The sequence below is a fragment of the Bowmanella denitrificans genome (assembly GCF_002887595.1).
In the GTDB taxonomy this organism is placed as follows: domain Bacteria; phylum Pseudomonadota; class Gammaproteobacteria; order Enterobacterales; family Alteromonadaceae; genus Bowmanella; species Bowmanella denitrificans.
Genome location: NZ_PEBU01000001.1, coordinates 726,802 through 749,829, shown reverse-complemented (window position 1 = coordinate 749,829; position 23,028 = coordinate 726,802). Strand labels below are relative to the sequence as shown.

At 48.4% G+C, this 23,028-nt stretch carries 20 protein-coding genes and 1 tRNA gene; 14 read left to right on the top strand and 7 right to left on the bottom strand.

Annotated features, from left to right (window positions below):
- The first annotated feature begins 192 nt into the window (after positions 1 to 192).
- Genes def through trkA form a run of 4 tightly spaced genes read left to right on the top strand, consistent with a single transcriptional unit; the run spans position 193 to position 4,357 of the window.
- Positions 193 to 702: a peptide deformylase gene (def, locus tag CSR04_RS03470; protein WP_102794817.1), complete on the top strand. Its 510-nt coding sequence runs from the start codon at positions 193 to 195 to the stop codon at positions 700 to 702.
- Positions 703 to 708: 6 nt separating this feature from the next.
- Positions 709 to 1,644: a methionyl-tRNA formyltransferase gene (gene fmt / locus CSR04_RS03465; protein WP_102794816.1), complete on the top strand. Its 936-nt coding sequence runs from the start codon at positions 709 to 711 to the stop codon at positions 1,642 to 1,644.
- Positions 1,641 to 2,933 (top strand): 16S rRNA (cytosine(967)-C(5))-methyltransferase RsmB, encoded by a 1,293-nt coding sequence (rsmB, locus tag CSR04_RS03460; RefSeq protein WP_102794815.1) that lies wholly within the window; start codon positions 1,641 to 1,643, stop codon positions 2,931 to 2,933. Before fmt ends, rsmB begins: the two co-directional genes overlap by 4 nt.
- Positions 2,934 to 2,977: 44 nt before the next feature.
- A complete protein-coding gene (gene trkA, locus CSR04_RS03455) occupies positions 2,978 to 4,357 on the top strand; it encodes a Trk system potassium transporter TrkA (RefSeq protein ID WP_102794814.1) in 1,380 nt (459 codons plus the stop codon).
- A gap of 144 nt (positions 4,358 to 4,501) precedes the next feature.
- Here the strand turns inward: trkA and CSR04_RS03450 are convergent.
- From CSR04_RS03450 to CSR04_RS03435, 4 genes are all read right to left on the bottom strand, one after another.
- Positions 4,502 to 4,588 (bottom strand) — tRNA-Leu (locus CSR04_RS03450).
- A gap of 92 nt (positions 4,589 to 4,680) precedes the next feature.
- Positions 4,681 to 5,928 carry an EAL and HDOD domain-containing protein gene (locus CSR04_RS03445; RefSeq protein ID WP_102794813.1) on the bottom strand — a complete coding sequence of 416 codons (1,248 nt, stop codon included), beginning with the start codon at positions 5,926 to 5,928 and terminating at the stop codon, positions 4,681 to 4,683.
- Between the two features lie 164 nt (positions 5,929 to 6,092).
- A complete protein-coding gene (locus CSR04_RS03440) occupies positions 6,093 to 7,544 on the bottom strand; it encodes a TrkH family potassium uptake protein (protein WP_102794812.1) in 1,452 nt (483 codons plus the stop codon).
- A 7-nt stretch (positions 7,545 to 7,551) separates the two neighbouring features.
- The gene (locus CSR04_RS03435; protein ID WP_102794811.1) at positions 7,552 to 7,992 is read right to left on the bottom strand and encodes a hypothetical protein; all 441 of its coding nucleotides are present in this window, start codon (positions 7,990 to 7,992) and stop codon (positions 7,552 to 7,554) included.
- Positions 7,993 to 8,142: 150 nt separating this feature from the next.
- Here CSR04_RS03435 and CSR04_RS03430 point away from each other — a divergent pair, with 150 nt between their 5' ends.
- Together CSR04_RS03430 and CSR04_RS03425 are read left to right on the top strand one after the other, a co-directional pair.
- Positions 8,143 to 9,477 (top strand): M16 family metallopeptidase, encoded by a 1,335-nt coding sequence (locus CSR04_RS03430; RefSeq protein WP_102794810.1) that lies wholly within the window; start codon positions 8,143 to 8,145, stop codon positions 9,475 to 9,477.
- On the top strand, positions 9,461 to 10,840 hold the full coding sequence (locus tag CSR04_RS03425; RefSeq protein WP_102794809.1) for a M16 family metallopeptidase: 1,380 nt from the start codon (positions 9,461 to 9,463) through the stop codon (positions 10,838 to 10,840). The genes CSR04_RS03430 and CSR04_RS03425 overlap by 17 nt, the downstream gene beginning before the upstream one ends.
- A gap of 76 nt (positions 10,841 to 10,916) precedes the next feature.
- Here the strand turns inward: CSR04_RS03425 and CSR04_RS03420 are convergent, their stop codons facing one another.
- Together CSR04_RS03420 and elbB are read right to left on the bottom strand one after the other, a co-directional pair.
- Positions 10,917 to 11,549 (bottom strand): helix-turn-helix transcriptional regulator, encoded by a 633-nt coding sequence (locus tag CSR04_RS03420; RefSeq protein ID WP_245921326.1) that lies wholly within the window; start codon positions 11,547 to 11,549, stop codon positions 10,917 to 10,919.
- A 9-nt stretch (positions 11,550 to 11,558) separates the two neighbouring features.
- Complete coding sequence (elbB, locus tag CSR04_RS03415) at positions 11,559 to 12,212, bottom strand: isoprenoid biosynthesis glyoxalase ElbB (RefSeq protein WP_102794808.1); 654 nt, start codon at positions 12,210 to 12,212, stop codon at positions 11,559 to 11,561.
- A 399-nt stretch (positions 12,213 to 12,611) separates the two neighbouring features.
- Between elbB and polA the strand changes: the two genes are divergently transcribed.
- Positions 12,612 to 15,350: a DNA polymerase I gene (polA, locus tag CSR04_RS03410; RefSeq protein ID WP_102794807.1), complete on the top strand. Its 2,739-nt coding sequence runs from the start codon at positions 12,612 to 12,614 to the stop codon at positions 15,348 to 15,350.
- A gap of 458 nt (positions 15,351 to 15,808) precedes the next feature.
- Here polA and yihA read toward each other — a convergent pair whose 3' ends face one another.
- Positions 15,809 to 16,432 (bottom strand): ribosome biogenesis GTP-binding protein YihA/YsxC, encoded by a 624-nt coding sequence (gene yihA / locus CSR04_RS03405; protein ID WP_102794806.1) that lies wholly within the window; start codon positions 16,430 to 16,432, stop codon positions 15,809 to 15,811.
- Positions 16,433 to 16,651: 219 nt separating this feature from the next.
- Here yihA and CSR04_RS03400 point away from each other — a divergent pair, with 219 nt between their 5' ends.
- The 7 genes from CSR04_RS03400 (at position 16,652) to CSR04_RS03370 (ending at position 23,011) form a co-directional block, all read left to right on the top strand.
- Positions 16,652 to 17,269 carry a c-type cytochrome gene (locus CSR04_RS03400; RefSeq protein ID WP_102794805.1) on the top strand — a complete coding sequence of 206 codons (618 nt, stop codon included), beginning with the start codon at positions 16,652 to 16,654 and terminating at the stop codon, positions 17,267 to 17,269.
- Between the two features lie 432 nt (positions 17,270 to 17,701).
- Positions 17,702 to 18,334 carry a class I SAM-dependent methyltransferase gene (locus CSR04_RS03395; RefSeq protein ID WP_216362497.1) on the top strand — a complete coding sequence of 211 codons (633 nt, stop codon included), beginning with the start codon at positions 17,702 to 17,704 and terminating at the stop codon, positions 18,332 to 18,334.
- Between the two features lie 30 nt (positions 18,335 to 18,364).
- Entirely contained in the window at positions 18,365 to 18,826 is a 462-nt protein-coding gene (gene yihI / locus CSR04_RS03390; RefSeq protein WP_102794803.1) for a Der GTPase-activating protein YihI, read from the top strand.
- Positions 18,823 to 19,266, top strand: a complete 444-nt coding sequence (locus CSR04_RS03385) for a DUF2489 domain-containing protein (protein ID WP_102794802.1) — start codon at positions 18,823 to 18,825, stop codon at positions 19,264 to 19,266. Before yihI ends, CSR04_RS03385 begins: the two co-directional genes overlap by 4 nt.
- Before the next feature lie 180 nt (positions 19,267 to 19,446).
- Complete coding sequence (gene glyQ / locus CSR04_RS03380) at positions 19,447 to 20,355, top strand: glycine--tRNA ligase subunit alpha (RefSeq protein ID WP_102794801.1); 909 nt, start codon at positions 19,447 to 19,449, stop codon at positions 20,353 to 20,355.
- Complete coding sequence (gene glyS, locus CSR04_RS03375) at positions 20,355 to 22,421, top strand: glycine--tRNA ligase subunit beta (RefSeq protein ID WP_102794800.1); 2,067 nt, start codon at positions 20,355 to 20,357, stop codon at positions 22,419 to 22,421. The genes glyQ and glyS overlap by 1 nt, the downstream gene beginning before the upstream one ends.
- Positions 22,422 to 22,579: 158 nt before the next feature.
- A complete protein-coding gene (locus tag CSR04_RS03370) occupies positions 22,580 to 23,011 on the top strand; it encodes an early set domain-containing protein (RefSeq protein WP_102794799.1) in 432 nt (143 codons plus the stop codon).
- Positions 23,012 to 23,028: the final 17 nt, after the last annotated feature.

Here is a 23,028-nt window from a genome sequence, read left to right as displayed (position 1 = left end):
TGTCCCGAATAGCCGCTAACCCAAACAGTTACCGCGGTGTTCTTCATACCTTATCAATATCGCCAGGCTATTATGTTTTGCTGGCGATTGGGCTAGAATAACCATTAAAACCAAGTATTAAATAGCCCGTTGTGGCATTTCGTATGAGATTCCATATGCTTGGATCCATTAACTAGTGTAGCTGAATATAAGATGGCCAAATTAGAAGTTCTGCGCTTTCCGGATGAGCGCCTGCGTACCGTTGCTAAGCCAGTCAAGGAAGTCAATGCTGACATCCGTCGGTTGGTTGACGACATGTTTGAAACCATGAAAGCCGAAAATGGTATAGGTTTAGCCGCCACCCAGGTAAATGAGCATATTCGCCTGGTAGTCATGGATGTGTCTGAAGAACAAGACAATCCACTGGTCTTTATTAACCCGGAAATTACCGAGAAGCAGGGTTCCACCATCAGTGAAGAAGGTTGTCTGTCTGTTCCCAACAATTATGCCAAGGTAGACCGGGCGGAGCGAATCAAAGTCACCGCTTTAGACAGAGATGGAAAAGAGTTTACCCTTGAAGCAGAAGGCTTACTGGCAATTTGTATCCAACATGAACTTGACCATCTGCGTGGTGTGCTGTTCGTTGACTACCTGTCACCGCTGAAACGCCAGCGCATTCGCAAAAAATTGGAAAAAGAAGCCCGTCAGTTGGAAAGAGTCTGATATCCAGTGAATACAAAACTAAACGTGATTTTTGCCGGCACGCCAGATTTTGCCGCCCGGCATTTACAGGCCCTGTTGGGTTCTACGCATAATGTCATCGCGGTCTATACCCAACCGGATCGCCCGGCAGGAAGAGGCAAGAAGTTACAGGCCAGTGCGGTTAAACAACTGGCACAGGAACATGACATACCCGTATTCCAGCCTGAGACATTGAAAACGGCCGATGCACAGCAACAATTGGCCGAATTAAAAGCCGACATAATGATAGTGGTTGCTTACGGACTTATTCTTCCTCAGGCGGTTTTGGATATGCCTAAACTCGGCTGCCTGAATGTTCATGGTTCATTGTTACCCAGATGGCGGGGCGCAGCACCTATTCAGCGAGCCATTTGGGCAGGAGACACACACACAGGCGTCACCATTATGCAGATGGATAAGGGCCTGGATACCGGTGCGATGTTGTATAAAGCCAGCTTGCCTATTGGCGAGCAGGATACCAGTGCCAGCTTGTATGAAAAGTTGGCAGAGCTTGGCCCCAAGGCTCTGTTAACCACGTTGCATGAATTGGACAATCTGAAGGCTGAAATTCAGGATAACGCTCAGGCCAACTATGCAGAAAAGTTAAGTAAGGATGAAGCCCGCCTTGACTGGACATTGGATGCATTGCAGTTAGAACGCAATATACGCGCCTTTAACCCCTGGCCGGTGTGCTTTTTTGAACTTGCAGGACAACCGGTTAAAGTTTGGCAAGCACAGGTTGAGTCAGGCAAGGGGCAACCCGGCCAAATACTGGATGTCAGCAAACAAGGGCTGTTAATAGCAACAGGCAACCAAGCTCTGCGAATACAAATCTTGCAACTGCCAGGCAAAAAAGCCATGCCTGTGGCGGATATTCTGAATGCCAGAAAAGACTTGTTTGAAGCCGGAAACAGACTGTCTTGAAAACTACATCGCTAAGAGCTGATGCAGCCAGAACACTTTTTCAGGTATTGGAGCAAGGCAAATCCCTGCGGGAATTGCTACCCGAGCTGCAAAGCCAGCATAAAGAGCAGGACCGGGCCTGGTTGCAGGAAATGTTGTACGGGGTTCTACGTCAACTACCGCTGTTACAGTATTGGCTGAGGCAATTACTTGAGAAGCCGTTAAAGTCCAACCAGAAAGCGGTAGAACACCTCATTATGCTGGGTTTTTATCAGTTGGCTTTCAGTCGGGTTTCTCAGCATGCTGCTGTGGCAGAAACAGTAGGAGCCTGCCAAAACCTTAAATGTCCTGGATTGAAAGGCCTGGTTAATGCTTGTTTGCGCAATTTTATTCGCCAGAATCTGCAACAAAACTTGCCTGACGATAAACAGATCCTCTCAGGGCTCCCCAAATGGCTATACAAAAAGCTGTTACAGCATTATCCAGAGCAACTGGATGAAATCAGTGCGGCCATGAACAGTAAGGCGCCAATCTGGCTCAGGGTCAATACCACCCGCATCAGCAAGGACGATTTCACCGCGGAGTTAGACAAGGCCGACATTACTTATTTGTCAGAGGGCCTACCTGCGCAAGCGCTGTTATTAACCAAAGGAATGGATTTGACTCAGTTGCCGGGCTACCAACAAGGTTGGTTTGCTGCTCAGGATGGTGCCGCTCAGCAGGCTGCTGCACTGCTGGCTCCACAGAAAGGTGAGCACATCCTTGACGCATGTGCAGCGCCAGGTGGGAAGACCTGTCATTTGCTGGAATATCAGCCAGATATTCATTGCACGGCAATGGATTGTGACCCGGGCAGATTGCAAAGGGTGGAAGAAAACCTGCTACGACTTGGACACCAGGCCAAGGTTGTGTGTGGTGACGCTGCCAACCCCGAAGACTGGTGGGACGGCAAACAGTATGATCGGATCCTACTCGATGCGCCCTGCTCTGCCACAGGCGTAATTCGCCGTCATCCGGATATCAAATGGCTGCGCAAAGGGGCGGATATTGCAAATCTGGCGCAATTGCAGCAAAAAATCCTGCATGCGATTTGGCCATTGTTGAAGCCAGGCGGCACCCTGTTATACGCAACCTGCTCCATCTTGCCGGAAGAAAACGCACAACAGATCAAAGCCTTCCTGCAATGTCAGGCAGATGCCAGATTGTCACCCCTGCACGATGCAGACAATATTGATAATCCGGGCTGGCAGATACTGCCTGGCGAAATGCAGATGGATGGCTTCTATTACGCGAGGCTGATAAAGTCTTAATCCAACCCATGACTGTTATGGGTTAACAACAAGAATAGCGGGTTATGAAGATAATCATTGTGGGTGCAGGCCAGGTAGGCGGAACTCTGGCAGAAAATCTGGTAGGCGAAAAAAACGAAATCACCGTGATTGACGCCGATTACGATATATTACGTAATCTGCAAGACCGCCTGGATTTGCAGGTGGTATCCGGTTTTGGCTCCCACCCTGATATTCTGAAAAAAGCCGGTGCAGAAGATGCCGATATGTTGATCGCGGTAACTAACAGCGACGAAACCAACATGATGGCCTGCCAGGTTGCCCACAGTTTGTTTAAAACGCCAACCAAAATCGCCAGAATCCGCTCTGAACAGTACCTGGTTTATCAGGAACAATTGTTTAAACACTCGGATATTCCGGTAAATCATCTGATCGCCCCGGAGCAATTGGTGACCCGCGCGATAAAACGCCTGATTGATTACCCAGGCGCATTACAGGTCGTGGAGTTTGCCGAGGGCAAAGTCAGTCTGGTGGCCGTTAAGGCTTATTACGGTGGCCTGCTGGTTGGCCATGCACTATCAGCCCTGAAAGAGCATATGCCGAATGTGGAAACCCGGGTGGCGGCGATATATCGCCGTGGCAAGCCCATTCGCCCGCTGGGTACCACAGTAATAGAAGCGGATGACGAAGTGTTCTTTATAGCTGCCACCAAACACATACGTGCGGTGATGAGTGAGTTACAAAAACTCGAAGCCAGCTATAAACGTATCATGATTGCAGGCGGTGGTCTTATTGGTGCGGGTCTGGCCAGGCAGTTGGAAGAGAAGCACCAGGTCAAGCTAATCGAATTCAGTCAGGAAAGAGCCCGCTATCTTTCTTCCAATCTGAAAAAAACCATCGTTTTTTGCGGCGATGCATCCGACCAGGAACTGCTTCTGGAGGAGCAGGTTGAGCAGATAGACGTATTTATTGCCGTTACCAACGACGATGAAGCCAATATTATGTCTGCCATGTTGGCTAAACGTATGGGTGCGCAAAAAGCCATGGTGCTCATTCAGCGCAGTGCCTACGTGGATTTGGTTCAGGGTGGAGAGATCGATATCGCCATATCGCCGCAACAAGCCACCATCTCAGCGCTGTTAACACACGTGCGCCGTGGTGACGTAGTAAACGTTTATTCACTGCGACGTGGCGCGGCCGAAGCGATAGAAGCCATAGCCCATGGTGACGCCAATACATCCAAAGTGGTGGGCAGAACCATCAATGATATAAAACTACCGCCAGGCACCACCATAGGTGCTGTGGTGCGTAAAGACGAGGTCATTATCGCTCACGGGGATACGGTGATTGAGGCCGATGATCATGTCATCCTGTTTCTGGTAGACAAGAAGTTTATCAGCGATGTTGAAAAGTTGTTCCAGCCCAGCGCTTTCTTTTTTGGCTAGGGCTGCGGGCTGCGGGCTGCGGGCTGCGGGCTGCGGGCTGCGGGCTGCGGGCTGCGGGCTGCGGGCTGCGGGCTGCGCAGCATGATATCAAACGGCAGAAAAGAAAAAAGCTCTAAACTAACGTTTAGAGCTTTTTCCGAGAATTGGTGCCCAGGAGAGGACTTGAACCTCCACGGCCTTTCGGCCACTAGCACCTGAAGCTAGCGTGTCTACCAATTCCACCACCTGGGCGAGAAGTGCGCGTACTTTATTGAGTCACGCTCTGGTTGTCAACACTCGTTATGAACTTTTTATGTCGTTCGCGCGTTTTTTCACCTTAGAGTTCAACTTTTAACCTGCGATTTTGGAAAATGCGGTGATACCGTCTGGCGAATTTCATTTCCCCAGACAATGGCCTGGTTGAAAAGCCCATGTAACATCTTCTGGCTCAGGTCTAACTGTCCGGACAATTTAATCAACGCCAGCCAGTTTGCACTTTCAAACGCTCTGGCCAAACCAAGGTAATTTTTTAAACGTCCCTCCTGCCCACACAAGGCTTGTTTGATTTCTTCATCAATTGGTAATTTTTCCACTAAATGCTCCATGCTCTGATCAAGCAAAGCATCCAACAAAGAAAACAAGCCAACCAGAAAGCCTTTAGGGGGATTATCCTGATCTTTCTTGGCCAAACTCACCAGTTCGCAAAACTTGGCCCTAACCAGCGACAAATGCAGCAGTTCCATGGGTTTCTCTTCACCCATATTGGCCAGGGCCAGAATAGAGATAAACTTCTTCAGCTCCACTTCCCCAAGATAATTCAGGGCATGGCGCAAGGACGAGATCTTGTAGCGTTTGTTTATGGTTGGGTTATTAATAAACCGCAGCAACATGTATGACAGGCCTACATCCCTTTCGAATATGGCGTTGACCCGTTCAAAATTAAAGTCTCTGCTGCTGCTCTCCTGCAGTAATTCCAACAGGGCAAGTTTGGAGGTCGGCAGGTTACGCTGACGAATAACCTCGGGCTTGGCAAAGAAGAAGCCCTGGAAGTAGTCAAAACCAAGTTCTTTGAAACGATTGAAGTCCTCGTAGGTTTCAACTTTTTCGGCTACCAGTTGCACCTTGGCTTGCTTAAACTTGGCAATGTTACGGGCAATGGTCTCGTAGTCACTGCGTAAAGTGTCAACTTTGATAATATCCACATAAGGCAGGAACATGTCCCACTTTGGGTCAAAGTTATGGTCATCCAGTGCCAGCTTATAGCCCTGGTCTTTTATTTGTTTACAGGCTGCCAGCATATTGTTGTCGGTAGGCACAGTTTCAACGATTTCCACTACTACAGACTCAGGATCCAACATGGTGGGAAAACCATGCAACAAGGTTTCTTTGTGGAAATTAATGAACGACGTTTTATGACAGGCTATATCTTCTAACCCCAACGTCAGGTGACTACCAGTCAGAATCTTTGAAGTGGCCTCGTCAGGGCGGATATCCGGAAAACAGTTCTTTCTGCCATCCCTGAATAGCAGTTCATAGGCAAAGACATTCCTGTCACTGTCCAGAATGGGATGGCGGGCTATATAAGCAAACATATTCTAACCCCCGAGCGGTCCGCCTTCGGCATTCTTACAGCAAACCCGCTATTGTATGCAAAGTGTAAACAAACAGACTGTATCAGATAGCGCTTAGAAAACCAGCGCTATCATACAATATCAGCCGCAGCCAGGATGCGGATCACCAGCTTGCCACTACTGGCTCAACTGCGCCAGAAGGTCGGTGAAAACAACACCAGCAAAGAAAATACTTCCAGGCGACCAAATAGCATGGCCAGTACTAACCACCACTTACCCGCGTCGGTCACATCCGCAAAGTTCGCTGCCACCGCACCCAGGCCCGGCCCGAGATTATTCAAACAAGCGGCCGTTGCAGAAAATGCCGTGATATTGTCCATGCCGGTTGCCACCAGCGCGATCATGATAATTAAAAACACCAGAGCATAAGCGGAAAAAAATCCCCACACTGCTTCAACCACTCTGTCAGGCAAAGCTCTGTCACCCAGTTTCACGGAATAAATGGCCTTAGGGTGAATAAGTCTGTCCACTTCCCGCTTGCCTTGCAGGTAAAGCAGCAGTACCCGCACAACCTTCAGGCCACCACCGGTAGAGCTTGCGCAACCACCAATAAAGCTGGCAAAAATTAACAAGATAGGTAAAAAAACTGGCCAACTGGCAAAACTGTCTGTTGCAAAACCTGCGGTAGTACTAATAGAAACCGCATGAAACAAGGCTTGATCCAAGGCAGTTTCAACGTCGCTATACCAGTTATGTGCCGTCAGCGTGGCGAAGCAAATCGCCACCAGTACAAACTGGATGATGAAAAATGCGCGCAGCTCAGGATCATGTATATACACTTTTATACTGCGATTGCTGAACGCATTGTAATGTAGAGCAAAATTTAGGGCTGAGATCCACAAAAATGCGACACAGACCAAATTAATTGCTGAGCTGTCAAAATATCCCAGGCTGGCGTCATAATTTGAAAAACCACCTATCGCTACCGTCGAGAAAGCATGGCAGATAGCGTCAAACCAGTTCATACCTGCCACCCAGTACGCCAACATGCAAGCGATGGTTAATCCCAGATATATGAACCAAAGATGCTTGGCCGTGTCGGCAATACGCGGAGTCATTTTAGAATCTTTCACCGGGCCGGGAATTTCTGCCCGATACAACTGCATTCCGCCGACACCCAGAATTGGCAGAATCGCCACCGCCAGCACAATGATGCCCATTCCCCCCAGCCATTGCAGTTGCTGGCGATAAAATTGCACGGCTTTAGGCAGATAGTCTATTCCCTCTATTACCGTCGCCCCGGTAGTGGTTAAGCCAGAGAAAGATTCGAAAAAGGCATCGGTTACCGACATCTGAGGTTGTTCGAGTAACAAAAATGGCAAAGCGCCGAAGCTGGCCAGTACCGTCCAGAATAGCGCAACGATCAAGAAACCTTCTTTAGCACGCAATTCTTTACGATGTGCCCGATTGGGGTACCAGGACAAAAGGCCCGTCACCAAACATAAAAAGAACGCGAGTAAAAAAGGCAGACCACCGCCGTCTGCGTAGATTAACGAAACAAAAGCAGGGGGAATCATGGTTACGCTGAATAAGGCAACCAACAAGCCGAGAATTCTGATTATTGTGCGGTACTGCATGTTGTCCTTAGCTAACTGCCCCTGTCGTTTGCCGCTCCAGATATTCCAGAAGTTGAAAATGATCTTTCGCTACAAATAGCGCGGTTTGGTCGAGGTAGTGGAAGAGCTCACTTTGTTCTTTACGGTGTACGAGTATGACCCGCTTGCCCTTTGCCATCGCCCTGACAATATCTCCAGCCATTTGCTGTGCATCATTTGGCCCGCTTAGCATAAACACCAACCAGTCTGCACTTTCAAGTAATGACTGGTTTATGCTCAGACACAATCGCTCGGCGAGAATATCATCTACCTGCAGCCTTGTCCCACCAACGTATTGGTTAGACAAGGCATGAAAAAAGTTTATCGGCAACTGTCTGGACGCAAGCACATCCCGGAGTGCCCGGAGCTGTTGAGCGTTATTGCCTGCCAGATATACACGCTGTTGCATGATACTGAGTAAGATTGCCAATTCAGTATCCAATTATTGACCGACTGGGTGGAAATCAAAAGCCCAATTTGATGATTGCGACGCAGTTTACAAAGTTTCTTACAGAGCACCTCTGGTACAGTCCCTCCGCTAAACATACACTACTCTGATCCCTACCCTACGGAGAATCGGATGAAAAGAATATCAATATGGAGCCTGCTGATACTATTGGCCATGCCCGCCATAGCGTCGCCAAAGCAGGATCAAGTGAAAAGTTTTACACTGCAAAATGGCATGAAGTTTCTGGTGTTGGAGGACCATTCCATTCCTAATGCCAATTCTTATCTGTTTTGGCGTGTGGGTTCACGCAATGAGTATCCAGGCATCACCGGGCTTTCGCATTTCTTTGAACATATGATGTTCAATGGTGCCAAGAAATACGGCCCAAAAGAGTTTGACCGTACCATGGAGGCTGCAGGTGGCAGTAATAATGCGTATACCACTGAAAACCTGACGGTATACACCAACTGGTTTCCGGCTGACCAATTGAACTTAATCTTTGAACTGGAAGCGGATCGTATTCAGCATCTGGCGATTGACCCGCAAATGGTGGAGAGCGAACGAGGCGTGGTCATGTCCGAACGCTCAACAGGGCTGGAGAATTCCAACTTTCGTGCTATTTGGGAAGAGGTGAAGGGCAGTGCTTTTCGCGCGCACCCCTATAGCTGGTCGGTAATAGGTCACGAGTCTGACATCATTAACTGGACAATGGATGATCTTATTCAATACCACAAAACGTATTACGCCCCGAATAACGCCGTTATGGTGGTAGCGGGCGATGTGACCCTGGACGAAGTAAAGACATTGGCGGAAAAGCATTTCGCCCCCATCCCGGCCCAGCAGCCCCCCAGAGAAGTGCACACCGTAGAACCAGAACAGAAAGGTGAACGGCGGGTGTATTTGCACAAAGCCTCGGTTTCCAGCCCCAATCTGATGATGGCCTTTCATGTGCCCAATTCACGCCACGAGGATTATTATGCGTTGGCGGTACTGGCGGATATTCTGTCCACCGGCAATAGCTCCAGACTGCAGAGTAGCCTAGTGTTCGAGCAACAATTGGCCACCGAGCTTTTTGCCTATTTCCCAGAATCGATTGACCCTAACCTATTTTATATTTATGCCGTGGCCAATCCCGGTGTCGATGCCAATAAGCTAGAGGATGGCATTATCGCCCAGTTGCAAAAAATCAAGCAAGAAGGCATCAGCGAAGAAGAATTGCAGAAGGTCAAAAACCGTCGCCTGGTAGATTTTTATCGGGAGATGTCCACCATCAATGGTAAAGCCAACACGCTGGGTACCTACGAAATGTACTTTGGCGACTATCAGGCGCTGTTTGATGCCCCGGCAAAACTGGAAAGTCTGACAACGGCAGATATTCAACGTGTAGCCAAACAATATCTTAAAAAGGCCAACCGCACAGTCGGCATCTTAGACGCTCAGGAGGACAGCCATGCAGACGATCTCTAAGTTTATTATTTCCGTTTTACTTGGCAGTCTGAGCCTGGCTAGTGTAGCGGCAGAATTTGTGCTGCCAGCTTATGAAAAAGTCACGCTTAAAAATGGCCTGACCTTGTATCTGATGGAACAACATGAAGTTCCTTTGGTAGACCTGTATATCACTGTGAAAGCTGGTGCCACTGCTGACCAAAAAGCAGGTCAGGCCAAATTAACGGCGGCAAACCTGTTGCTTGGCACGCAATCTCTGTCTCGCGCGGAGCTCGAAGCCAAATTGGATTTTATTGGCGCCGAATTAGATGCCGATGCCATGCTGGAGTATTCAACAATACAGGCTTCTGCCGCCAGTAAGGATCTTGATCAGGTATTGGGTTGGGTTCGTGACAGCTTACTGACACCGGCATTCAATCAACAGGAATTCAATAATCACAAGCAACGTTACCTGGCTGGTCTGCAGCAAAAAGCAGAAAGCCCCAAGGCGGTGATTAAAGACTACTTCAATGCCCAACTTTTCAAAGGGCATGCCTATGCTGCACAATTAGACGGCTCCAGCCGGTCGGTAGCCACTATTGAGCTTGAGGATATTAAGGACTTCCATCAGCGTTGGTACAAGCCCGACAACACCGCTGTCATCGTGGCGGGAGATTTTAAAACTGAACAGCTTAAGAAAAAATTGCAGTCGCTCTTTGCAAATTGGCAGGGTAACACTGAAGCCATGCCCGCAATTACAGCGCCGACCTTTCCCACACAAGCGCAGTTGATGCTGGTGGATAAGGCAGATGCCGTAGAAAGTACCTTTATGATTGGTGGGCCTGGCATTGCCATGAGCAACCCGGATTACGTAGCCGTAAGCGTGATTAATACCGTATTAGGTGGGCGCTTCACATCATGGCTTAACGATGAATTACGCGTTAATTCTGGTCTGACCTATGGCGCACGCAGCACGTTTGAAGCCTATCAGCAAAGTGGCAGCTTTTATATTTCCACCTTCACCAAAACCGAAACTACCAAGCAAGCCATAGACTTGGCCCTGCAGACATACCAAAGGTTATGGGAAAAAGGCATAGACCAGGAAACTCTGGAGTCAGCCAAGGCCTATGTAAAAGGTCAGTTCCCACCACGCTATGAGACCTCTACTCAATTGGCAAATCTGATGTCGTCCATGTTTGTGTATGGCTTTAACGAGGACTTTATCAATAACTTCTCTAGCCAGGTAAATGCCCTGACACCAGACAAAGCAAAACAACTGGTGAACAAATACTTCCCCAATGCGCAGTTGCAATTTGTGGTAGTGGGTCGTGCCGATGCAATTCGCGAAAGCTTGAAAGACTATGGTCAGATGCAACAGACCAGTATTCAGCCAACACAAGAGTGAATTGTACCCTTTAGGGTTTATTAAAAGCTGACATCCTGATGGCCAAATCAACACCTTGATTTGGCCATTTGTTTTTCTACTTAGAATGTTTTTTTGTGATGAGATAGCTACAGCGTCTGGCTCCGTCAAGAATATGCTCCATACGCTGCACATGATATTGTTCGCCAATGCAGGCCTGAAAAAGCTCCAGCTCCGAGCGGCAAAACTGCTGGCATTGATTGGCTGCGGTGCAGATTGGGCAATGGTTTTCCATAAACCAATAGCCGCGGCCCGGCTCCTCCTGCCAACTGGCCATGTACCCTTCCCGGCTGCGAATTTCACTCAGACAAATTAGTTTATCGGTGATGTTTTCGAGCCCCTGCATGCTTGCCAGATACTCCTTTCGACTGGTCGCTTCGCGGCGGCGAATAATCTTCTCCAATCCCTGCTCGCCAAACTCCTGCTTTACCGACGCCAATAATTGCAGACTAAGATGTGCGTGCATATCCCCAAAGCGTTGCTGGGCAAGCTCGGTCAACTGCCAAAACTGCTTGGGACGACCCACCTGACCCTGGCGGGAAAAGTGACTGACCAGGTTCTGTCGGGCTAATTGCAACAGATGTTGCCTGGCCCCCATTGCCGTCATCTGTAAAGCATCAGCCAATTGCCGGGCGGTCATCTCACCCCGGTTTTTAAGCAGGTACAGAATTTTATCGCTGCTGGCTTGCACGGAGCATTCTCATACCAAGGATAAAACCTTATCTACCAGCTTATTTATACCCACTGCCGCTTCTGCAATATTTTGCGCCAGCATGTAAGCTGGGGTAGTTACCAGTTTTCGTGATTCATCCACAACAATGTCTTGCACCTGACAGCTCACATGGGTTGCATCCATTGCAACAAGCGCATCTGCCGTAGCCGGGTCATTACCAATTGTTAGCTTTACCTGCTGACCATACACCCTGGCAGCCAATGCCGGTGCGATACACATATAGCCAGCGGGTTTACCACTGTTGGCAAATGCCTGACATACCTCCATGACCTGCGGCTGAATCTCACAATTCTTCCCATTGACAGCAAAATCACACAAATTTTTTGCTGCGCCAAAACCGCCAGGCACGAACAGTGCAGAATACTCAGCAGGATCAAGCTCGCTGATGGGCAAAATATCGCCCCTGGCAATGCGCGCAGCTTCCACCAATACGTTACGCTGCTCACCCTCGGCCACTTCGCCAGTGCGATGGTTGATGACATGCAGTTGGAGCAAATCCGGAGCGAAACACTGGTATGCCACACCTCGCTGGCTAAGGGCCAACATGGTCAATACGGATTCATGAATTTCCGCCCCGTCATATACACCGCACCCACTCAATAAAATCGCTACTTTGCTCATTTTTCGCTCCAATGCCCGTCAATACTGGCTTATGCTATTTGCTTCAAAACCACATAGCCAATCAATCTAAAAATTAATCAATCAAGGCTTTTCTTCGACTTTGGGTATGGTAGAGTAGCTCTCCCCTGCGGCCAAGTGCAATTTCCAGGCTGCAGGATTATCCACAAAGGATTATAAAAAAAATAACAGGTCCTGCGGTCCCCTGTTTTTTTCATAAGCCAGTATTTATAAGACTTTCCAACACTTTGCTTTTGTATAGGCGAGGTGCGTTATGTTATGCAGGAAAACTTAATCAACAACCTTATCCACAGGTTGTAAAGTCTGTGGATAATCCTTTGCATAGCTCAACGTCATCGCTTATGGCATCCTAGCCAGCATTCTCAGCCAGAGCTCAAGACCATGTCGACAAAACCCACTTATCCTCTGATTCTAGTAGATGGTTCCTCTTATTTGTTCCGAGCCTTTCACGCCATACGTGATTTATCCAACTCCAAGGGCCAACCCACTAATGCTGTTTACGGCGTTATCAATATGTTGCGCAGCCTAATCAAGCAATATCATCCCACGCATATGGCTGTGGTATTTGATGCCAAAGGCAAAACGTTCAGGGATGACATCTACCCAGAATATAAAGCTCAACGCCCGCCGATGCCGGATGACCTGAGAGTGCAGATAGAGCCAATCCATGAAATTATCAAAGCGATGGGACTGCCTATTCTGGTAGTTGAAGGAGTCGAAGCCGATGATGTTATCGGCACATTGGCCCGACAGGCCAGTGCAGTCGGCATTCCAACGCTGATTAGTACTGGTGACAAAGATATGGCCCAGTTGGTGGACGATAAGGTGACCTTAATCAACACCATGACCAATACCCTGATGGACCCCCAGGGCGTCGTCGAGAAGTTTGGTATACCGCCAGATCTAATCATTGATCTATTGGCCCTGAAGGGCGACAAAGTTGACAATATTCCCGGTGTACCTGGTGTGGGTGACAAAAGCGCGCTGGCGATGCTACAAGGTTTGGGTGGCATAGAGGAAATTTATGCCAGACTCGATGAAATAGCGCAATTGGACTTTCGGGGCGCCAAAACCATGGCCATCAAGATGCAGGAGCATGAAACACAGGCCAGGTTATCCTACGAGCTGGCTACAATAAAAACTGATGTCGAATTAGCTGTTAGTCCCGAACAGTTGCTGCCTACCACGCCAGATAAACCACGACTGGCCAGTTTGTATAGCGAGTTCGAATTTAAACGCTGGTTGGAAGAGTTGGGCCAGGAACAAGACCAAGCCCTGCCAGAAACGCAGGTAGCAACGGAGATTAGCACAGAAGATTATGAAACCATCCTGGATAAGGCACACTTCAACCTGTGGCTGGATAAGTTAAAGTCAGCTCCTCTGATTGCACTGGATACTGAGACGACCAGTCTGGATTATATGCAGGCCCAACTGGTGGGCTTTTGCTTTGCCGTCGCTCCTGGACAGGCGGCCTACCTGCCCGTGGGCCACGACTATATGGATGCACCGGCGCAACTGGACAAGGAATGGGTATTACAGCAGTTAAAGCCACTGCTGGAAGATGAACAGTGTCGCAAGGTAGGTCAACATATTAAGTATGATAAAAACGTACTGGCAAACCATGGTATAAACCTCAAAGGTATTGCCTTTGACACTATGCTGGAGTCTTACGTAAGTAACAGTGTGGCCGGTCGCCATGATATGGACAGCCTGGCTGAGCGCCATCTGGGTCATCAAACCATTCATTTTGAAGATATCGCTGGTAAAGGAGCCAAACAGCTAACCTTTAACCAAATTCCGCTGGAGCAGGCAGCTAAATACGCCGCAGAAGATGCCGATATCACGCTGCGGTTGCACCAGGCTATGTGGCCGGCTCTGGAACAAAACCAAGATCTTTGTGCCGTCCTCACTGATATCGAGATCCCTCTGGCAACCGTGCTGTCAAAGATGGAGGTTCAAGGCGTATTAATCGATGCCCAGAAGCTCAACGAGCAAAGCCAGCAACTGGCCGTACGCATTATGGAACTTGAAAAGCAAGTGCATGAGCAGGCCGGACAAGAGTTCAACTTGGGGTCCCCCAAGCAGTTGCAGGAAATTCTATTTGAGAAAATGAACCTGCCGGTGATTAAAAAAACCCCCAAAGGTGTGCCATCGACCTCTGAAGATGTGCTGCAGGTATTAGCCAATCAGTATCCTCTGCCTAAGCTTTTGATGGAGTACCGGGGGCTGACCAAGCTCAAAAACACTTACACCGACAAACTGCCCAAAATGATCAACCCAAAAACCGGCCGGGTGCATACTTCTTATCATCAGGCGGTAGCAGCCACTGGCAGATTGTCATCTACCGATCCTAATCTGCAGAATATTCCAATTCGTACCGAGGAAGGTCGCCGGGTCAGACAGGCCTTTATTGCCTCACCAGGCTATAAAGTGGTTGCAGCGGATTACTCTCAGATAGAGCTGCGCATTATGGCCCACCTGTCTGCAGATAAAGGTCTGCTGAGCGCCTTCTCACAAGGTAAAGATATTCACCGGGCAACGGCTGCCGAGGTATTTGGGGTGGAGCTGGACGAAGTAACAGCCGAGCAAAGACGCAGCGCTAAGGCCATCAACTTCGGACTGATTTATGGCATGTCAGCTTTTGGTTTGTCTCAGCAGTTGAATATTCCGCGAGGCGAAGCCCAGAGTTACATGGATTTGTATTTTGAGCGCTACCCTGGCGTATTGAAGTATATGGAAACCACCAGAGAACAAGCGAAAGAGCAGGGTTACGTCAGCACCGTGTTTGGCAGACGCCTCTATCTGCCCGAAATCAAATCCAGCAATGCAGCCCGTCGCAAAGGGGCTGAGAGAGCGGCTATTAATGCGCCCATGCAAGGAACTGCGGCGGATGTCATCAAAAAGGCCATGTTGGCAGTAGATGCCTGGATAGACCAACTCCCCGTTGGAGAGGTGCGGATGATTATGCAGGTACATGACGAACTGGTATTTGAAATAAAAGAACAAAACCTGGAAGAAAATAGACAAAAAATCATTAGCCTGATGGAAAATGCTGCAACCCTGGCGGTTCCTCTGGTAGTGGAAGCTGGCATAGGAGCCAACTGGGATGAGGCACACTAGCCTAAACGGTCGAAATCAACGCAATGTAATTTAATTACAAAAACCTCTTGCTTTTATCCGGAACATGGCTATTATTCAAGCTGTAGGGTACAGAGGTAAGATGTTCTATCTTTCAGACCTTTGCTTTAGGCCCCGGCATTGCCGGGGCTTTTTTTATGTTCAGAATGAACGGCACGAAAAACAGCCCCTGCGTTTTCGTCACTTCCGCCCTCCCTGGCGGTCGTATGTATTGGGTTCATGGAGAAACAGGAGCCTTGATGCCCCCTTCAACAAAGCGTTAAGAAAAGCACACCCAGACTTTTTTATAAAAAATCGATTTTCTTCTGAACTTTTCAGCAACATCAGCGTCTGAATTTACGGTTTATGTGTGTGTCCCTGAGTTTGTGTCTGGCCCCATCCATTGGATGGGGCTTTTTTTATGGGTAATCAGGTAGTTGCGGAGGCTGGCGAGAGTTGAATCAGGCTGGTGTCGGTACTGTTTGTTTATCCGGAAGGCCAAACCATTGATTCAAAATCGACTCCACTTCCGGCAAGCCAAATCCATTCAATGAAGAGAATGCATGCACCTGAACATCGCCACAGAAGGCCAGACTGGCTTCCCGTGCCATTAATAACTGGGCCTTACGCTGCCCCGACTTGAGCTTGTCGGCTTTAGTTAACAACGCCAGCACGGGTAACTTACTTTGCACAGCCCAATGGATAAGTTCCTGATCCAAATCTTTAAATGGATGACGAATATCCATCAGGACCACCAGTCCTTTCAGACTTTTACGTTGTTGGAGGTATTCCCCTAAGGCCTTTTGCCACTTTATTTTCATCTCCACCGGCACCTGAGCAAAACCGTATCCGGGTAGATCGATCAGGCGTCGTTCCGTGTCCAGAGAAAATACGTTAATCAGTTGCGTGCGGCCGGGCGTTTTACTGGTGCGCGCCAGCCCCTTTTGCCTGGTAATGCGGTTCAAGGCACTGGATTTACCTGCATTTGAACGCCCCGCAAATGCGACTTCAATGCCCTGGTCATCGCCAAGATGCCGGATATCCGGGGCGCTTAACAAAAATTTGGCGTGGCTGTAATGACTCACATTGTCTCCCGACAGGCCGCATGGCCTTTATGACTTAATATGGATAACGATGGCAAACTGCCATATTCAGGCGCAAAGTATAACATTGTCATCGATTCAGAGCTTGATAAGCCAGTTAAAACCCTACAAATCAACGGGAAAATATTTTCCTGCGGGATTAAATGTGTAAAATACGGCAAGACCAGTAGCCAGCCCACATAAAGCTCAACGAGAATTATTATGAAAAAGATCTTCCTGATGCTTTGCCTCACTTTAAGCCTGCCGGTAATCGCCGCCGGTGACGCTGAAGCGGGAAAAGCCAAGTCAATGACCTGTGCAGCCTGCCATGGTGCTGATGGTAACAGTGCAATGGACATGTACCCCAGTATTGCTGGCCAACACGCCAGTTATATCGTCAAACAGCTACAGGATCTGCGTTTAGGTGCGCAAAGTAATGGTGAGCAAGGGCGCTACGATCCAGTAATGTCAGGCATGGCAGCACCATTGTCTGATCAGGACATCGAAGATTTGGCCGCCTACTTTTCAGAGCAAAAAGCCAATGCAGGTAGTACACCCGAAGATGTTATCGAAGCAGGTTCCAAGCTGTTTCTGGGTGGTGATCTGGAACGCGGAATTACCGCCTGTGCGGCCTGTCACGGTCCAAGGGGTGACGGCATGGGTTTAGCCAAATTCCCAGACATAAGTGGCCAGCATGCGACTTATGTGAAAAAACAATTGGAAGATTTTCGTGCTGGTAAGCGCAATAACGACCCCAACGGAATGATGCACGATATCGCCATGCGCCTGACAGATGCGGATATTGAGCTGCTGTCCAAATACGTGGGTGGTCTGTACTGAGTTTAAAGTACTGAGAAAAAGCCGACCTATTGGTCGGCTTTTTTGTAAACCAAAGACAACCTGTCTAGACATCTTTACGAAAACACCAATGTTGCACAATTTTAATGCAAGCGACACCTTGTAAAAAAGTTGTAAAATAATTTTTATCCTGTATTCTTTCGCATCAACAACAAGGACTATGAAGCGCCCAGGAAGGGAAATACATAGTAGTTCGTTGCGTTTAGCTCGCTCTTGGAATCCAGGGAAGATTTAATAAAGCGTCTGGAAGACCAATAACAAGAAGCTTCGTGAACAAAAAGAAAAAGTGAAGCACGTTGATAAGGCAGTCAGCACCGTTCAGGATGAACGATAAAACGGGAGAAGTGTCATCTGGCACTTGGTTATACGAAAGGCGATAGTTAAACTATCGCCTTTTCTTTTATGCATAGAAAAATGACTTGTCCACTCTGTGCCAGTCAGGATTCTGACTTCTATCATCAGGACAACCGCAGAGATTACTGGCAATGTCTACATTGCCGGTTGGTTTATGTAGACCCAGCGCATAGGCTCACACCTGAAGCCGAAAAAGCCATTTATGATCTGCATGAAAACCTTCCTGATGATCCAGGTTATCTGCGTTTTTTATCCAGATTGGCCCAGCCTTTGATGGACGTACTCCACGCCGGTGCCAAGGGATTGGATTATGGCTGTGGCCCTTCCCCGGTATTGGCAGAATTGCTAACGCAAAATGGTTATCCAACCAAAGGCTACGACCCATTTTACTTCCCAACGCAGCCACAAAGCCGCTATGACTTTATTAGTTGCACTGAAGCCATCGAACATTTTTACCAACCTGGGAAGGTAATAGGCGATTGGATGACCCTGCTGCGACCAGGTGGACTACTGGCCATAATGACAAAACGGGTATTGAGTAAGGAGCGCTTTGCGAACTGGCATTATAAAAATGACCAAACCCATGTGTGTTTTTTCAGTGAAGAGACATTCCAGTGGCTGGCAGACTATTATTCCTTACGATTACAGATAGTCGCTGCAGACGTGGTGTTTTTGCATAGCGACAAAGTGTAAAATACCCTGATTCAACCTGAGTAAGCCTTCATGCCTAAACCACTTCGTCCAAAAAAATCACCTAAATCCAACGTTGTTGAGGATAAAAAACCTAAGCGTCGGACCGGCAAACCCGCAGGCAATCGCAACAACACGGTTCCAAAGCGCGAGGAAAAGGTGGCCAAAGCCCATCGGGACCCCCGTATTGGCAGTAAAAAACCTGTTGTTTTGATTGCTGATAAAGCTAAGACCACAGATAAGGCTCGCTTTTTTTCACCCGCAGCAGAACTGAAAGCCATTGAAGCCGACCAGCGTCTGGACGGTTTAATGGATAAAATCGATGCAGGACAGGCGCTTACAGCTGAAGAACAACGTTATGTTGATGGCAAGCTGTCCCGGCATCAGGAGCTTTGCGCGTTAATGGGCATAGCAGCAGAGGATGATCAGGATATTGATGAGCAGGACCTGCTAGATAAATTCGAAAATAGTAGCCTGGATCCATTTAGGAAATGACACTAACAACAACACATATAAGCCTGATAATTGCCGCGCTAGTGATTGTTGCCGCTTTGGCATTTTATGCCGGTAAGTTGCTCTACCAGCTTAAGCAGCAAACCCGCCAGCAGCGCGATGTCCAGAAACGACGCGAACAGCATCTACGCCAGAGTATTCAAACCATTGCCATGGCACTGGATCAACAGCAGTGTAGTTTGTCTGAAGGCAGTATCCGGCTTTGCGTATTGTTGGAGAACCTGGATAAAAATCAGGATCATGCCAGCCATTTTCCAGCACTACATGAGCTGTATGCCAAGATAAAGCACATGCCTACTCACGACGCCTACAAAGCGTTACCCAAACAAGACCGAATGCGTATGCAAATGGAGCGTGAAGAGTATGAGGCTGAACTAGAAAGCCGAATCCTTAGAGAGATCCAGCATCTGAAGTCTTATTAGTCCCTGCCCCGTTTTATCAAATAAACCCCATCTAACAGGCATTGACTGTCACTCAGTTAAATCCACACGGCGTAGTGCCGCTTAAACACATCATGTTGAAGGCGTAAATTGCCCTACTTTCCATGCCGCTCAAAAGGTATACTTGGCAGCATTTTTCAAACCAGTAAGACAGCGGATACTATGCAAAAGTTTGATGTCAAAACATTTCAGGGCCTGATTTTAGCCCTGCAGGATTACTGGGCACGCCAGGGCTGTGTCATTATCCAACCACTGGATATGGAAGTGGGAGCGGGAACTTTCCATCCCATGACATTCTTACGCGCCATCGGCCCTGAGCCCATTAGTAGCGCTTACGTACAGCCATGCCGCCGCCCTACCGACGGACGATATGGGGATAACCCCAACCGATTGCAGCATTACTATCAATTCCAGGTGATGCTCAAGCCGTCACCCGATAATATCCAGGAGCTCTATCTCAGTTCTCTGAAGGAGCTGGGGTTTGATCCTCTGGTGCACGATATCCGATTTGTTGAAGATAACTGGGAATCGCCTACCCTGGGCGCCTGGGGATTGGGCTGGGAAGTCTGGCTGAATGGTATGGAAGTAACACAGTTTACTTACTTCCAGCAGGTCGGTGGACTGGAATGTGCCCCGGTTACAGGGGAAATTACCTATGGCCTTGAGCGGCTTGCCATGTACATTCAAGGGGTAGATAGCATCTATGACCTGGTTTGGACCGACGGGCCGATGGGCAAAGTAACCTATGGCGATGTGTTTCATCAAAACGAAGTAGAACAGTCTACTTATAATTTTGAGTATGCCGATGTTGATGCACTGTTTAGAAACTTTGATCAGTGTGAGAAAGACAGCCAGCTTTTAATTGAAAAAGGCCTGGCACTGCCTGCTTATGAACAGGTTATGAAAGCCTCCCATGCGTTCAATTTACTTGATGCCAGACACGCTATTTCGGTCACTGAACGTCAACGTTACATTTTACGGGTCAGGGCTTTAGCTAAAGCTTGCGCACAGAGCTACTACGATTCCCGTCAGTCCCTGGGTTTCCCCATGTGCAAGCAGGAGATCAATTAATGCGACAGGACAACCTTTTAGTTGAGATCGGGACCGAAGAGCTGCCGCCAAAATCCCTTACCAAATTAGCGGAAGCCTTTGCCCTGGAAATGGGCAAGCTACTTCAGCAAGCTGAGTTAAAGTATCAGGAAATCAACTGGTATGCCTCCCCCAGGCGCCTGGCCTTGTTTGTTCGCGGTCTAGCCAGTGAACAGGAAGATAAGGTGATTGAAAAGCGCGGCCCGGCGGTGAGCGCGGCATTTGACGCCGAGGGTCAACCTACCCGGGCAGCCTTGGGTTGGGCCCAGGGCCTTGGCATAGATATCAGCGAAGCGCAGCGCCTCTCCACCGATAAAGGTGAATGGCTGTTGCACATGGCGAAAGTTAAAGGCGAAGGCTTGCCTGCCCTGCTACCAGGCATGGTCGGTCAGGCGCTTAAGGCTCTGCCCATACCCAAGCCTATGCGGTGGGGTAATAAAAGCACTGAGTTTATTCGCCCTGTACATACAGTATGTATGATGTATGGCTCTGACCTGATTAGCGGCGAGGTGCTGGGAGTGAGCTCTTCAGACCGGCTGTCTGGCCATAGATTCCATCATCCTCAGCCCGTTGTACTGGCGCATGCAAATGAATATCTTACCGCACTGCGTCAAGCCCATGTGTTGGCCGATGCGGCTGAGCGCAAAGAAATCATTCGCCAGGGATTAATTAAGGCGGCGGAGCAGGAAGGTGCGCAGATTATCCCAGAGGAAGGCTTGCTGGAAGAAGTCACTGCCTTGGTAGAGTGGCCCGTTGTATTAACGGCCTCTTTTGACGAACGCTTTTTGCAGGTACCCAAAGAAGCCCTTATTCATACCATGAAGGGTGACCAGAAGTATTTCCCGCTGTTTTCAGCCAAAGGTGAGCTGTTACCCAGATTTGCCTTTGTCACCAATATTGAAAGCAAAGACCCGGGTCAGATTATTCAGGGTAATGAAAAAGTAATTCGTCCGCGTCTGGCCGACGCAGAATTCTTCTTTAGTACGGATAAGAAGCAAAGCCTGGCCAGCCGCTTGGATAGTCTTGGCAATGTGTTGTTTCAACAGCAGCTTGGCACACTAAAGGACAAATCAGAACGGATTGCCAGTTTAGCCAGCGTGATTGCCGAAAGTTTACATACTGAGCCGTCTCTCGCTCATCGGGCCGGCTTGCTGTCTAAGACCGATTTGATGTCGCAAATGGTCATGGAATTCCCTGAAGTGCAAGGTGTGATGGGAATGCACTATGCCAGATTGGACGGCGAGGATGAGTTGGTTGCAGTGGCGCTCAACGAGCAATATATGCCACGATTTTCCGGTGATGCATTACCTGATTCACACATCAGTTGCGCGGTTGCCATCGCCGATAAGTTAGATTCACTGGTCGGTATATTTGGAATTGGGCAAGCTCCCAAGGGCGATAAAGATCCTTTCGCGTTACGCAGAGCGGCGATAGGTGTTCTACGTATTACCGTAGAAAAGAACCTGCCTTTGGATTTGGTACCACTGATTGAAGCGGCCGTGAAATTGTTCGGCGATAAGCTCACCAATACAGATACCGCAGAGCAGGTGTTCGAGTTTATACAGGCCAGATTCCGCGCTTGGTATCAGGAACAAGATGTCGACGTAGATGTTATTCAGGCGGTGCTGGCCCGGCGCCCTTCCCGACCAGCGGACTTCGATGCACGTATTAAGGCCGTACAACACTTTAAGACATTAGAAGCTTCTCAGACGCTTGCAGCCGCAAACAAACGAGTCGCCAACATTTTGTCTAAAGTCGAGGGACAAATTGGCACTCAGGTGGATAAGGCGCTGCTGAAAGAAGACGCAGAGAGAGAACTAGCCAGTGATTTGCTGCGAGTAACAGAAGAAGTACAGGAATCCATGGCCACATTGAATTACAAACAGGCATTGATATGTCTGGCGACCCTGCGTGATTCTGTGGATAGCTTCTTCGATCATGTGATGGTTATGGATGATGACCCTGCGATCAGGGCAAACCGATTGTCGCTTCTGCAGGGGCTACGTGAACTGTTTTTGCAAATTGCCGATATATCTCTGATTAACTAGCCATCGAAATTTCAAATTCAAGGCCCACTTATGTGTGGGCCTTTTTGTATACCACGCAATAAATTATCGCTACTTCTGTAAAGCATTCACTTTGCCCCCTATGTTTTGTTATAACTATGGGTAATATTGGACGCTGTGACGAATTGAGGAAAACAGGAATGTCATTGCCAAGAGCGCTTATCATCACCTTTCTTTTGGGCTCGCTGGCTGCTTGCGCCACTCGCCCTGGCATACCAGAGCCTGAGCAGGTTAAGGACCTGTATCTACGAGGTGTATTTACCTGGTGGGAAGCTGATGAAAACTACAAGATGCAGCGTCTTTCAGATACTCAATTTAAAGGTGAAGCAGAGCTCATTGCAGATGGTCAGCCTTACGATTTTCGTATTGCCGATGCCAACTGGTCGAATGGTGCAAACTGTGGTTATTTAACAAAGACAGCGGACGAGCTAATTGTATTGGACAAGCCAGTTCAAGCGGATTGCAATAGCAGTAATAACAATTTTAAGTTTACTCCGAAAGAAACCGCTGTATATGAGTTTTTTATAGACTTTGCGTCCCCGCAGCCGACCGTCCGGATTCGAAAGAAATAATTGTAACCTATTGAATT

What these genes read in the sequence shown, in the direction of transcription:
- glyS (WP_102794800.1), top strand. Translation starts at nt 20,355, where the DNA reads ATGCGACAGGACAACCTTTTAGTTGAGATCGGGACCGAAGAGCTGCCG.
- CSR04_RS03430 (WP_102794810.1), top strand. Translation starts at nt 8,143, where the DNA reads ATGAAAAGAATATCAATATGGAGCCTGCTGATACTATTGGCCATGCCC.
- yihI (WP_102794803.1), top strand. Translation starts at nt 18,365, where the DNA reads ATGCCTAAACCACTTCGTCCAAAAAAATCACCTAAATCCAACGTTGTT.
- CSR04_RS03425 (WP_102794809.1), top strand. Translation starts at nt 9,461, where the DNA reads ATGCAGACGATCTCTAAGTTTATTATTTCCGTTTTACTTGGCAGTCTG.
- CSR04_RS03395 (WP_216362497.1), top strand. Translation starts at nt 17,702, where the DNA reads ATGACTTGTCCACTCTGTGCCAGTCAGGATTCTGACTTCTATCATCAG.
- CSR04_RS03370 (WP_102794799.1), top strand. Translation starts at nt 22,580, where the DNA reads ATGTCATTGCCAAGAGCGCTTATCATCACCTTTCTTTTGGGCTCGCTG.
- trkA (WP_102794814.1), top strand. Translation starts at nt 2,978, where the DNA reads ATGAAGATAATCATTGTGGGTGCAGGCCAGGTAGGCGGAACTCTGGCA.
- CSR04_RS03445 (WP_102794813.1), bottom strand. Translation starts at nt 5,928, where the DNA reads ATGTTTGCTTATATAGCCCGCCATCCCATTCTGGACAGTGACAGGAAT.
- elbB (WP_102794808.1), bottom strand. Translation starts at nt 12,212, where the DNA reads ATGAGCAAAGTAGCGATTTTATTGAGTGGGTGCGGTGTATATGACGGG.
- def (WP_102794817.1), top strand. Translation starts at nt 193, where the DNA reads ATGGCCAAATTAGAAGTTCTGCGCTTTCCGGATGAGCGCCTGCGTACC.
- CSR04_RS03440 (WP_102794812.1), bottom strand. Translation starts at nt 7,544, where the DNA reads ATGCAGTACCGCACAATAATCAGAATTCTCGGCTTGTTGGTTGCCTTA.
- glyQ (WP_102794801.1), top strand. Translation starts at nt 19,447, where the DNA reads ATGCAAAAGTTTGATGTCAAAACATTTCAGGGCCTGATTTTAGCCCTG.
- polA (WP_102794807.1), top strand. Translation starts at nt 12,612, where the DNA reads ATGTCGACAAAACCCACTTATCCTCTGATTCTAGTAGATGGTTCCTCT.
- CSR04_RS03385 (WP_102794802.1), top strand. Translation starts at nt 18,823, where the DNA reads ATGACACTAACAACAACACATATAAGCCTGATAATTGCCGCGCTAGTG.
- CSR04_RS03400 (WP_102794805.1), top strand. Translation starts at nt 16,652, where the DNA reads ATGAAAAAGATCTTCCTGATGCTTTGCCTCACTTTAAGCCTGCCGGTA.